This window comes from Pseudomonas sp. GW821-FHT03E01 (assembly GCF_059420765.1).
In genome coordinates, this window is the sequence record NZ_JBWKUI010000001.1 from 401174 (window position 1) to 413752 (window position 12579).

Annotated in this window: 11 protein-coding genes; 2 read left to right on the forward strand and 9 right to left on the reverse strand. The window is 61.9% G+C overall.

Features of this window, described 5'->3' with window-relative positions:
* Window position 1 precedes the first annotated feature (1 nt).
* From AC07VO_RS01885 to AC07VO_RS01910, 6 genes are all read right to left on the reverse strand, one after another.
* On the reverse strand, window positions 2-877 hold the full coding sequence (locus tag AC07VO_RS01885; RefSeq protein WP_018925983.1) for an ABC transporter permease: 876 nt from the start codon (window positions 875-877) through the stop codon (window positions 2-4).
* Window positions 874-1830: an ABC transporter permease gene (locus AC07VO_RS01890; protein WP_018925984.1), complete on the reverse strand. Its 957-nt coding sequence runs from the start codon at window positions 1828-1830 to the stop codon at window positions 874-876. The genes AC07VO_RS01885 and AC07VO_RS01890 overlap by 4 nt, the downstream gene beginning before the upstream one ends.
* Window positions 1831-1877: 47 nt before the next feature.
* Complete coding sequence (locus AC07VO_RS01895; RefSeq protein ID WP_064617986.1) at window positions 1878-3515, reverse strand: ABC transporter substrate-binding protein; 1638 nt, start codon at window positions 3513-3515, stop codon at window positions 1878-1880.
* Window positions 3516-3609: 94 nt separating this feature from the next.
* Complete coding sequence (locus tag AC07VO_RS01900) at window positions 3610-4884, reverse strand: NAD(P)/FAD-dependent oxidoreductase (protein WP_192350541.1); 1275 nt, start codon at window positions 4882-4884, stop codon at window positions 3610-3612.
* 42 nt (window positions 4885-4926) lie between these two features.
* Complete coding sequence (locus tag AC07VO_RS01905) at window positions 4927-5595, reverse strand: haloacid dehalogenase type II (RefSeq protein WP_018925987.1); 669 nt, start codon at window positions 5593-5595, stop codon at window positions 4927-4929.
* Between the two features lie 521 nt (window positions 5596-6116).
* Window positions 6117-7589, reverse strand: a complete 1473-nt coding sequence (locus AC07VO_RS01910; protein WP_111453370.1) for an aldehyde dehydrogenase family protein — start codon at window positions 7587-7589, stop codon at window positions 6117-6119.
* A gap of 241 nt (window positions 7590-7830) precedes the next feature.
* Here AC07VO_RS01910 and AC07VO_RS01915 point away from each other — a divergent pair, with 241 nt between their 5' ends.
* Both AC07VO_RS01915 and AC07VO_RS01920 read left to right on the forward strand, forming a co-directional pair.
* Window positions 7831-8688, forward strand: coding sequence for a GNAT family N-acetyltransferase (locus AC07VO_RS01915; RefSeq protein ID WP_192350543.1), 858 nt, complete (start codon window positions 7831-7833; stop codon window positions 8686-8688).
* 69 nt (window positions 8689-8757) lie between these two features.
* Window positions 8758-9471, forward strand: a complete 714-nt coding sequence (locus AC07VO_RS01920) for a cupin domain-containing protein (RefSeq protein ID WP_192350545.1) — start codon at window positions 8758-8760, stop codon at window positions 9469-9471.
* A gap of 67 nt (window positions 9472-9538) precedes the next feature.
* Here AC07VO_RS01920 and AC07VO_RS01925 read toward each other — a convergent pair whose 3' ends face one another.
* The 3 genes from AC07VO_RS01925 to AC07VO_RS01935 all read right to left on the reverse strand — a co-directional run bounded on the left by AC07VO_RS01925 (window position 9539) and on the right by AC07VO_RS01935 (window position 12507).
* Window positions 9539-10744 (reverse strand): acetyltransferase domain-containing protein, encoded by a 1206-nt coding sequence (locus tag AC07VO_RS01925; RefSeq protein ID WP_192350547.1) that lies wholly within the window; start codon window positions 10742-10744, stop codon window positions 9539-9541.
* Window positions 10745-11316: 572 nt separating this feature from the next.
* On the reverse strand, window positions 11317-11805 hold the full coding sequence (locus AC07VO_RS01930; RefSeq protein WP_003174918.1) for an Lrp/AsnC family transcriptional regulator: 489 nt from the start codon (window positions 11803-11805) through the stop codon (window positions 11317-11319).
* A 45-nt stretch (window positions 11806-11850) separates the two neighbouring features.
* On the reverse strand, window positions 11851-12507 hold the full coding sequence (locus tag AC07VO_RS01935) for an HAD family hydrolase (RefSeq protein ID WP_064617999.1): 657 nt from the start codon (window positions 12505-12507) through the stop codon (window positions 11851-11853).
* Between the last annotated feature and the right edge of the window lie 72 nt (window positions 12508-12579).

The window sequence follows — 12579 nt, forward strand, 5'->3', positions numbered from 1 at the left end:
TTCAATGACCTCCCGTACGTCGACTACGCCGTGACGACAGTCGGTCGATGAACAGATTCACGCCGATGGTCAGGGTGCCGATGGCCAGCGCCGGAATCACGATGGCTGGCGCGCCCTGATTGAGGCCGCCGATGTTCTCGCGCACCAGCGAACCGAGGTCGGCATCCGGCGGTTGCACACCGAGGCCAAGGAAGCTCATGCCACTGAGCAGCAGCACGATGAAGCCGAAGCGCAGCCCCAGATCGGTCAGCACCGGGTTGAGCATGTTCGGCAGGATTTCCACACAGGCGATGTACAACCGGCGCTCGCCACGGGTGCGGGCGACTTGCACGTATTCCAGCGCTTCGATGTTCACCGCCATGCTGCGGGCGATGCGGAACGCGCCTGGGGTGAAGCTCAGCACAGCGGTGCAAATCAGCAACAGCACCGAAGAACCGAACGCCGAGACCATGATCAACGCCAGCATCTTGCTCGGGATGGATATAAAGGCATCCATCAAACGGCTGATCACTTCGTCCAGCCATTTCGGCGACACCACCGACAGCAGCGCACATCCGGTCCCCAGCGTGCTAGCCAACACCGCTGAAATCAGCGCCAGGCCCACGGTGAACCGCGCGCCGACGAGAATGCGGCTGAGCATGTCGCGGCCCAGGTAATCGGTGCCCAACGGGTAAGCCGCGCTGAGGCTGTCGAACACGTTATCGGAGACCACTTCACCCACCGGGTGCGGCGCCAGCCACGGACCGAAGATAGCCACCAGCAGCCAGATCACACACATCGCCGCCCCGACCAGGCCAAGCCACGACGGTCCATGGGCAACCTTGCCCAATGCCAGCTCGGGCCCGGCAGGCGCCGATTTCGCCATGAGATCGTTCATTGGTTTCTCAGCCTCGGATTGGAAAGAATCGCGCACAGGTCGGCAATCAGCACCAACCCCAGGTACGCCGTACAAAACAGCATGGTGCAGGCCTGAACCAGCGCCATGTCACGGTTGGTCACGGCATCGACCATCAGGCTGGCGATGCCGGGGTAGTTGAAGATCGTCTCGACGATCACCACCCCGCCCAGCAGGTACGACAGGCTCAGGGCGATGGCATTGGCAATCGGCCCGATGGCGTTGGGCAAGGCATGGCGCAACACGATCCGTACCGGGCTCACGCCCTTGAGCCGGGCCATTTCCACATAGGCGCTGTCGAGCTGATCGATCACTGCCGCCCGGGTCATGCGCGCCATTTGCGCGACAATCACGCAGCACAGAGTCATCACCGGCAAGGCGTAGGTGCGCATGAATTGCCAAGGTGAGGTGATGTCGCTGGCATAGGACAGCGCCGACAGCCAGCCCAGGTTCACCGCAAAGATCAGCACTGCCAGGGTCGCCACCAGAAACTCCGGCACGGCGACCAGGGCCAGGGTGATGAAGCTGAGGACACTGTCCATGCGCCCGCCCCGGCCCATGGCCGAGCCGATGCCGATGATCAGCGCCACCGGCACCGACACCAGCGCCGTGACGGCCGCCAGCATCAGTGTGTTGGGCACCCGCCCGGCCATCAGCTCGCTGACCGGCAAGGCATTGGACACCGATTGCCCCATGTCGCCGCTCAGCAGGTTCATCAACCAATGCAGGTAACGCACCACACCGGGTTGATCCAGCCCCAGTTTCAGGCGCAAGGCCGCCACCTGTTCCGGCGTGGCGAATTGCCCGAGTGCCTGTTGCGCCGCGTCCCCCGGCAATACCGCCGTGATCGCAAACACGACCATGGACACGATCAACAAAGTCACGATCGCCGCGCCCAGGCGCCGGCCGATCAACCACAGTGTGTTGCTATTCATCGCCCTACCCTCATGCAATAGCCCCGCTGACGCCCGTGTGCGGCCGATCAGGCATCGAGCCAGACCTGTTCGGCGAACATGTAGCCCATGAAACCGCCGAGGGGGTTGCTGCCGTAGCCCTTGATGCGCTGGTCGACACCGTCGATGTTGCTAATGAACACCGGCACGCCGATGCCACAGTGTTCATGCACCAGGGCCTGCATGTCGGCGTACATCTTGCTGCGCTTGGCGTCGTCGGTTTCACCGCGGGCGAGCATCAGCAGTTGGTCGAACTGATCGTTCTTCCAGCCCGACTCGTTCCATGGCGCGCTGGACTGGAAGAACTGCGAGAACATCACGTCGGCGTTCGGCCGAGGGTTGATGTTGCCGAAGCTCAGCGGGTGCTTCATCCAGTGGTTGGACCAGTAGCCGTCGCTGGGCAGGCGGTTGACGTCGAGCTTGAGCCCGGCCTGTTTCGCCGATTGCTGCAACAGCACGGCGATGTCCACCGAACCGGTCGCGGCAGGCGATGCCACCAGCGGCATGCTGATGCTTTCCATGCCGGCCTTCTTCAGCAGGAATTTGGCTTTTTCCGGGTCGTAGGCCCGCTGCGGCAGGTCGGCGTTGTAGTAGCGCGAGCCAGGGGAAATCGGATGGTCGTTACCGACGACGGCAAAGCCACGGAACACCGCGGACTTCACTTGCTCACGGTCCAGCAAATACTTCATCGCCTGAGTGAATTCGGCGCTTTTACCCGGCATCTGGTCCTGACGGATGATCAGGTCGGTGTAGTTGCCCGACGGCGCATCGACGACCCGGTGTTTGGCGCTGGCCTTGATCCGTGTGGTCGAGCGTGGGTTGACCTCGTTGATCATGTGCACGTCGCCCGACAGCAGCGCGTTGACCCGTGACGGTTCGTCGGCAATCGCGATGAATTCGATCTCGTCCAGGTACGGCAGGCCCGGTTTCCAGTAGCCGGTGTTGCGCGCGGCAATCGAGCGTACGCCCGGTTTGAATTCCTTGACCGTGAACGGCCCGGTGCCGATGCCCTGGTTGAAGTCGGTGGTGCCTTCGGGAACGATCAACAAGTGCGACACGGCGAGGATCGACGGCAGCTCGGCGTTCGGCGCGCTCAGGCGGATCTGCACTTCGTGGGTGCCGGTGGCCTTGATCTCTTCGAACTGCGCCATCAGCGGCATGACCTTGGAACCGGTCAGCGGGTCTTTGTGGCGCGACAGCGAGAACACCACGTCGGCGGCGCTCAGGGTCTTGCCGTTGTGGAAGGTCACGTCCTTGCGCAGGGTGATGATCCACAGCGTCGCATCGGTGTTATCGATGCGCTCGGCCAGTTCCAGTTGCGGCACCAGGTGGCTGTCGAAACGGGTCAGGCCATTGTAGAACATGAAGTGACGCACGTAGTCGGTAGACAGCGCGCCCTTGGCCGGGTCCAGGGTGTCGGCGGTGGAGCTGGACATGCCGGCGACGCGAATCCGCCCGCCCGGCTTGCCTTTGCCCGGGGTCGCCGCTTCTTCGGCGAACAGTTTGCCGGCGGCGCCGAACAGGCTGCCGGCACCCGCTGCGGCAACACCCGCCACGCCGAGCATCTGCAAGGCGTGGCGGCGTGACATGCCACGATTGAGGCCTTCGAATACCCGCAGGCTGTCCTGGCCGGAAATCAGTTTCGAGTCGATCTTGTTGTCAGTCATATCAGTTGTACCTGTCGAAAATCAGAAGATTCGAGTGCTCCGGTTGACCGGAACGTCCTGGAAACGCAAACGACGGTGACGCCACAACATCAACTCAATGCAAATAGTCCTGGAGGCGGTAGTAAGCGCCCACGAACGGCAAGAACCACGGCTTGCCGAAATGCCCGGGAATCGCCGGCCAGTCGAGTTCGCGCCAGGGATTGGCCTCGACTTTGCCGGCCATCACCTCGGCCATCACCTGGCCCATGTGCACCGACATCTGCACCCCATGGCCGCTGTAGCCCATGGAGTGATAAACCCCGCCATGCTGGCCGGCGCGAGGCAAACGGTCGGAGGTCATGTCCACCAGCCCGCCCCAGCAATAGTCGATTTTCACCTTGGCCAACTGCGGGAACATCTGCACCATCGCCGCTTGCAGCACCTTGCCGCTCTTGGCGTCGGACACGCTGTCGGACATCGCGAACCGCGCACGTCCGCCGAACAGCAAGCGGTTGTCCGGGGTCAGGCGAAAGTAGTTACCGATCATGCGACTGGTGACATAGGCACGCCGACCGGGCAGCAACTGATCGATGAGGAACTGCGGCAGCACCTCAGTGGCGATCACGAAACTGCCGACCGGCACGATCCGCCGCCGATACCAGCCCAGGCCACCGTGCTGACAAGCGCCGGTCGCCAGCAATACTTGCCCGGCGTGCAAAGAACCCTTCGCGGTGTTGACCCGATAACCGCCGGCCTGGGCCTTCCAGTCCGTCACCGACGTACCTTGATAGATCAGCGCGCCGTGACGCGCCGCAGCCTCTGCCAGACCGACGCCGAAACGCCCGACATGCATCTGCACACCGTTGCGCTGCAGCAAGCCGCCATGGAACTGGGCCGAATTCACTTCGGCGCGGGTCTGTTCGGCGTTCAGCAACTCGACCTCGGCATCGACCTCCTTGCGAATCAATTCGCAGGTGCGCGCCAGGCCTTCGTAGTGCAGCGGTTTGGCCGCCAGTTTGAGCTTACCGTTGCGCTTGAGGTCGCAAGCGATCTGCTCCTGCTCCACCAGGGACACAACGCTCTGCACCGCGCTTTCATAGGCCTGGTAATAAGCCCGCGCCTTGTCGGCACCGAGGCTGGCACTCAGCCCGGCATAGTCCTGGGCAACGCCGGTGTTGCATTGGCCGCCGTTGCGCCCGGAGGCTTCGCCGATCACTCTCCCGGCTTCCAGCACCACCACACTGGCGCCCTTCAAGGCCAGCGCGCGAGCCGCCGCCAGGCCGGTGAAACCGCCACCGACGATGGCCACGTCGACCTCCCCGGGCAATGCGCCGAGCTGAGCACCGGTAAACGCCGGTGCGGTGTCGAGCCAGTAGGATTCACTGCCCATGTCTAACCCCTTATTCCGTGAAGAGCGCCGTTACCGTTCAACTCAGAGACCGACCAGCGCCGCCAGTCCACCGATGTCGGTGATCTGCTGGTAGCCGTAGAACGCATTGCCCGGAACCTCGTGACCGCGGGCGACGAAGGCCTTGTTCTTGATCTTCATGTCGTGGGCCGGCATCAGGTCGTAACGGAAACTGGAAGACACATGCAAGATGTCTTCCGGGCCGCAGTTGAGGTTGTCGAGCATGTACTCGAACGCGGCCAGGCGCGGCTTGTAGGCCTGGGCCTGTTCGGCGGTGAAGACTTTGTGAAACGGTGCGCCGAGCTTGTCGACGTTGGACATGATCTGGCTGTTGCTGGCGTTGGAGAAAATCACCAGGGGGATCTTGTCGGCGATTTTCGACAGACCGGCCGGCACGTCCGGGTGCGGGCCCCAGGTCGGCACGGCGTCGTAATACAGCTGGCCTTCGCCACGGTATTCGACACCCCAACGCTTGCAGACCCGCGCCAGGGAGGTCTTGAGGATTTCGTCATACGGCATCCAGTCACCCATGACCTGGTCCAGGCGATAGGCCGAGAAGTCCTTGACGAACTGATCCATCTGCTCGGGCGCCACGCGGTCGGCGAACAGTTCGCGAGTCATCGTGCCCATGTGGAAATTGGTCAGCGTACCGTAGCAGTCGAACGTAATGAATTTGGGGCGTAGAAAGCTCATTGAGTGCGGTCCTGAAGTTCGTTGAGGTCATGGCGCGACAGGTATTCGCTGCGTTTCGGGAGCGGCGATGCAACGCTGCAGCACACCGTCATTACAACACCGTGAAATCAGCAGATGGCGTTAAAAGCGACCTCTGCTTGATACAAACCACCGTTTTAGCCTGCCCCCTCAGCAGACTTTGCGGCTCGCTCCAGCCTTGGGCAACCCCCGTATTTATGCGCTCTTATGGACCTTCATGGCTACGCGAGGCTGACGAACGCCCCCATTCACGGCAGAACCTGCGCCGGGCTGAACGAAAACGGGCGCTTCCCTGAGGAAGCGCCCGTTTGGGTGCGGTTTGAACCTTCTCTTGATGACTACCCGGTGTAGCAGCTGCCGAGCCTGCGAGGCTGCGTTCGGCGGCGAAGCCGTCGTGAAATCAGCTATTGCGGTGTGTCATGAAAACCTTGCAAATCGGGTTTACGACGGCTTCGCCGCCGAACGCCGCCTCGCGCTGCTCGGCAGCTGCTACGGGGGCCGTGTTATTGGACGATATCGATCAGCACGCTCTTGAAGCGCAAGTTGGCTTCGAAGGCTTCGCGCCCCAGGTCCTTGCCGATGCCGGAGCGTTTGTAGCCACCGGTCGGCAGGATGTAGTCGTTGCTGCGTCCATAGCGGTTGACCCACACCGTGCCCGCCTCCAGCCGCCGGACCAGTCGCAGGGCGCGGTTGATGTCGGCGGTGTGCACGCCCGCCGCCAGGCCGTAGGTGGCGTGCGCGGCCAGGCTCAGTGCCTGCTGTTCGTCATCGAACGCCTGCACCGTCAGCACCGGGCCGAAGATTTCTTCACAGATCGCCGGGTTCTGATTGTCCAGGCCAGCCAGCAAGGTCGGCTGGTAATAGGCACCGCCCAGCCCTTCAAACAAACCACCGCCAGTCAGCACTTCGGCCCCGGCCTGGCGCGAACGCTGGACGATGCCGTCGATACGGCTGGCCTGCAACCGGGAAATGATCGGCGACAGCGTGCTCTCGGACGACCAGGTCGGCCCCGGGCGCAATTCCTCGAAGTACGCCTGCAAGTGCGCAACGAACGGTTCCATGATCGAGCGCTCAATCAACAACCGCGAACCAGACACGCACACCTGCCCGGCATTGCCGGTGATGGCCAGCGCCACGGTGCGTGCGGTTTTCGCGATATCCGGCACGTCAGCGAACACCAGTTGCGGGCTCTTGCCGCCCAGCTCCAGGGTTACCGGTTTCGGCCCCACCAATGCGCAAGTGGACATGATGCTCGAGCCGGTCGCCGTGGAGCCGGTAAAGGTTACCTTGCCCACCCGTGGATGACGGCACAAGGCGTCGCCAGTGACGCGGCCATCGCCCTGAACCACGTTGAAAATCCCGGCAGGAATGCCCGCCTGCACCGCCAGTTCGGCAAAGCGCAGGCTGGAAAACGGCGTCAGCTCCGACGGTTTGAGCACCACGGCATTGCCGGCAGCCAGCGCCGGCGCGACTTTCCATGAAGCCATGCTCAAGGGGAAATTCCACGGCGCGATGGCGGCGATCACGCCGTACGGTTCAGCGATCTGCATGCCCAGGCGATCGGTCTGGGTCGCCGCGACTTGGCCGCCGTGCTTGTCCGCCAGTTCGGCAAAGAAACGAATGCCCTCGGCGACATAAGGAATGTCCCAGGCGATCACATCTTTATGCGGACGGGTCGAGCCCACCGCTTCCAGCGGCGCCAGCACGGCGACATCGGCTTCGATCAGATCGGCCCAGCGACGCATGACCCGTGCCCGCTCCCGGGGCGGACGGCTGGCCCAATCGCTGCGGTTAAACGCCTGCCAGGCATCGTTGACCGCCTCATCCACCAGGTCGGCATCGGCGATCGGCAACTGGGCATAGGCCTGACCGTCTGAAGGGCGAACCACCTCCAGCCCCGGTTGGGCGTCGCGGTATTTGCCAGCAATAAAGTGAGCGCTGCGCACAGCGATAAGGCGAGGATCGAAGCTATCCATGGAGCACTCCAGAAAGGGACGGCGAGGCGTTTACTCAGGCCTCCATCGTAGAAAAAAAGCCCAAGCATTTGCTGCCGACCTTATGGGGCAATTAAGTAGTAAGTGTGGTCTGCAGGCCTTTGATGTGAGGAATCTGCCGAATCCTTCCGCCCCCCTTGTCAGGCCTTCACACAGATGGGATACAGGCATCCTCGCGCCGGAAAACCGGTTGATCGCGCACACTGTAAAACGGAGATTCATCATGTCCGCCTCGCACCCTTCCGCTTATGTCTATCGGCCGATGACCGCTGCTGATTTGCCTTCGGCCCATGCCTTGTCTGTTGAGTTGAAGTGGCCTCATCGCCTGGAAGACTGGGCGATGTTGCAGCGGGTCAGCGAAGGTTTCGTGGTGCTCGATGGCCCGCGTTTAATCGGTACCGCATTCGCCTGCCGGCAAGGCGACTTCGCCACCATCGGCCTGGTGATTGTCAGTGACGACTATCAGGGCAAGGGCATCGGCCGTCGATTGATGGAGCACGCACTGGAGGCCTGCCAGTCGCGCACGCCGATGCTCAATGCGACCCTCGCCGGTGCGCCGCTTTATGCCAGCCAGGGGTTTGTCGAGTACGGACGAATTCAGCAGCATCAAGGCCTGGCCCAGGTGCCCGCGCTTGAACCACTGGCGGACGGTGAGGAATGCCGCCCGTTACAGGCGACGGATCGGGCTCCTCAACTGGCACTGGCCAACGCCGGCAGTGGTCTGGACCGGCAAGCGGTGCTCACGGAGCTGTTTGCGGTGGCCGAGCATTCGGTAGGCATCGAGCGCGACGGTCAGTTGCGTGCCTTCGCCCTGCTGCGCCCGTTTGGTCGCGGTCGTTGCCTCGGCCCGGTCATCGCCGAAAATCTTGAACAGGCCAAACACCTGATCGCCGTGTTGCTGGCCCAGGTGCCGGACGCTTTCGTGCGAATCGACATTCCAGCGGACAGTGGTTTGAGCGAGTGGCTGGAGCTGGCCGGTCTCAAACAGGTCGACACCGTGGCGCAAATGGCACGGGGTACACCGCCGCAAGCGGCCAACGGCGTACGCCAATTTGCCCTCGTCACCCAAGCCATCGGCTGATCCCGGCGCGCGATGAAGCGAGCGCCTTCCATCACTTTCTACCCCCCATTTGCAGGGAGCGTCACCCGCATGTCTCAACCCACCATTGTGCTGTTGGCCCGCGCCGACGGCAGCCGCGTTTCTACGTCTTTCAAGGCAGCGCCCTTGAGTTCCATCGATCCGTTCATGGACGGTCGTCAGATCGCCTACATTGGGTCCGACGGCGTCTCGGCGGGCCTTGTTCACACCAGCAAAACCGTCGATATCGAGCACTTCCCGCACACCGAAGTGATCGTGGTCCATGCCGGGCACGTCGTGCTGCAATCCGGGGAACAGGTGCTGGAACTGGGCATCGGTGCCAGCGCGGTGATCGGTCGCGGCACAGCGCTCAGGTTTGAGGCACAACCCGATACGTGCTGGGCCTTCTGCGCCGTCACCAGCCCCAGCGCCGAACAGAAACCGGGGCTGACAGCGCTCGACCCGCTGGCGATGCTGTCCCCTTCCGCGGCACCGGAACCGCAGATACTGATCGGGCCTACGCCGCAGTGTCGCTCGCGCAATGCCTTCGAAGATGACGCCACTGATCTGCGCGTCGGCGTGTGGGATTCGACGCCTTACACCCGCCATGGCCGAGCGCACAAACTCAACGAGCTGATGCACCTGCTCGAAGGCAGCGTGACTTTGCAGGCGCCGGATGGAACCAGCGTAACGGTCAACCCCGGTGACACCGTGTTCGTGCCGCAAGGCGCACCGTGCGCCTGGAGCAGTACGCGGTATGTGCGCAAGGTGTATGCCGTCAAATAGGGAACTGTGGGAGCGCCGTATCGCCGCTCCCACAGGTATTTGTGCTGAATTCAGCAAGATCTTTGAATCAGAGGTATTTGAGAATCGCGATGTCGCGACGGCGCTGCTTGAGGTTGGCGAACCAGCGCGTCGGGAAGAACAGCAGCACCCCGAGAATCACGCTCCACAGCCAGACCATGGGCAGGTTATCGAAGCCGTAATAGGTGCCCTGATTGGCGCCCCAGATGGCAACGGCCACCAGGTACATGGCCTTGAGCACATACAGGTGCAACAAGTAGAAGAACATCGGCGCACCACCGTAGACCGCCAGGGTCGCGGTGGACCAGCGATTCTGGGCCTTCTCGAACAGCGCCAGAAGGATCAGCCCCAGGCCGAGGGTCGGCATCAGGAACATCAGTGACGGCGGGTACTTCTTCGCGCTCATGAAACTCATGAAGGTGCGCAGCGAATCACCGGTCTGCACCCAGGGTTTCTCGCCGTAAACGTTCAGATAGCGGATGAACACAAACGCCGCCAGCAGGCCGAAGCCGACTTTGAGCAAGCGGGAAATCCGCTCTGCCGGGTCCATGTCCTTGCCGAACCACGGCCCGATGGCCCAGCCCAGCAGGATTACGCCGATCCACGGCAACACCGGGTACGTGGTGCGAGCCCGGGTGAACTCGGTGATGTCGATGAATACGCGCTGATGCAGGATCGACCACGGCACGAAGAACGGCGACTCCGGCCCCACGGTCACGCCATCGAGCAGGTTGTGCCCGGCGACAATGGCCACCCCGAGCACGATCAGCCAACCGCGCTTGAAGTGCAGCAACCCGGCAAGCACGATCATGCAAATGCCAATGCACCAGATCACTTGCAGCCACAGCGTCTTGGGCGGGAACTCGGCGTTCCAGGCAAAGCACACGAATGTGAGCTCCAGAAACACCAGGAACAGCCCGCGCTTGAGCAGGAACACCGAGGTTTCACTGGCCGTGTGTTTCTGGCTGTAGAGCCAGGCCGACAACCCGGTGAGGAAGATGAACACCGGGGCGCAAAGGGTGCTCAGCAGGCGGGTGAAAAACAGGTCCGGGGTCACACTCAACGCATCGATCGGGTCGGTGACCTGACGGTGCAGCAGAAAGGTTTCGCGCACATGGTCGATGAGCATCAACAGCATGACGAAGCCGCGCAAGGCATCGATGGCCAACATCCGGGTGTTGGTTTTGGCAACGCTGGTGGCCAGCGCAGGGGAAACACTTCCCGCCTGCCCTGCCACGCTTGTAGATAGGGTCATATCAGTCACTCATGTCTTGGTCAGTGGACTACCGCTGGCTCAGCCCTGTTTCTTCAGCCTGGCAACTTCCGATGCCGGCAGCTGCGACGGCGCCCGCGGCAAGGGTACCTGACCTTCCTTTCGATAGAACGACAGTGTTGAACTGAAGCCGTGCAACGACCTGCCCCTCTCTCTGAACGCATTACAACGCAGGCGATTTTGCGCTTTGTTCCGAATTCATCGCCCGTAACGCAAACGAAGACTGTTTTCACCGCGTAAACAGCGGTTTATACGGCCTGCGCCAGCATGAAGCGTGTTGAAGCGGTTGTGCTGCCCCGATGTCCGATTGAGGTGCATGCCCAAACCGAATTCTCCGTAGCAGCTGTCGAACAGCGCGAGGCGGCATTCGGCGGCGAAGCAGCCGCAAAATCAGTCACTGCGATCCGTCAGGTACACCGTGCATTCAGGGTTTACGACTGCTACGCAGCCGAACGCCACCTCGCGCTGCTCGGCAGCTGCTACACAGAGCCCGTCGCGCGCCTCTTTCGAAGGCGCGGCAGGCTGCAAGGGAATGGGGGGATGTGGAGTCAGCTTCAGTGCCGCAACAATTTGCGCAGCGGCACGCCGTCCTTCAGTACGGGTGACTTGATGACGATGTAGCTGAAATACTTGGAGATGCCGATGTTCTTGTCCAGCAGGCTTTCGACCACTTCCTGATAATGCTGGATGCTGCGTGTCATGAAGCGCACCAGGTAATCGTAGCCACCGCTGATCAGGTGGCATTCGAGCACTTCGTCGACCAGACGGATATTGGACTCGAACTTGGCGAAGTCTTCGCGCTTGTGGTCGCTCAAGGTGATCTCGGTGAACACCGTGACCGAGTCGGTGATCTTGGCCAGGTTCAGGTGAGCCTTGTAGCTGGAAATATACCCGGCCGACTCCAGCCGCTTGACCCGTTGCAGGCAGGGGCTGGCCGACAAGCCCACGGCATCGGCCAGGCTGACGTTGGTCATGCGCCCGTCCTTTTGCAGCTCAACCAGGATGCTGATGTCGATTCGGTCCAGTTTTACTAAACCTTCCATTGCGTACCTCTTGACTGCCGTTTGTAAGACAATCTTCTAGCAAAATCAGCGCCGTAAAGACAGCTGATGCTGAGCCACCAGATCCGCCATGCTGTTAATGCAGTAATCCGCCGCGCACGGCGACGGTTGTCTGGCCCGGCCGCGACAGATCAGGCAGACCGCCCCCGCCCCCGGTTGCCGGGCGCCAGGCCGGGTTACCTGGAGGATGGTGTTGGCATCAAGGTCATTGGCCGCCAGCCAGTCATGGTCCTGCAATGGGTCGCTTGCCAGGGAAATAAAATCGTCGGGCATAATCCCCAGGCGTTCGCACAGCAGGCCGCGATCTTCGGCGTCACGGTCGCCATGCACCAGCAGGCGATAGAACTTGCGCAAGTACAGCATGGCGCCGGGTGCATCCTCGAACAACGACCAGCCGACGACGGACCGGGCGAAGCTCATGCCCTCCTCCCAACTGGCTTTCAACGCCCAGCGCTCGGCCAATTGACGGTGGGCGAAACACAGCAAACCACTGAAGCCCAACTCGCCGAAACGCGGGTACAGCGCCCGCACCACCTCGCTGAATTCGGCCAGCACCTGTGCCTTGTCCGGGTGACCGCCACGGCTGTCGAGCAGCGGCTGCAACGCCGCCCAGACTCCGGAATCGCGATCCACCAGCACCTCATCGCAATCGATCAGCAACGCTCGATAATCAGTCAGCCCCATGGTGTGTAAAGCCTCCGATGATGCATTCCATCAATCCATGCTCCATAAATGCTCACGGGCGATGCCGTGTGG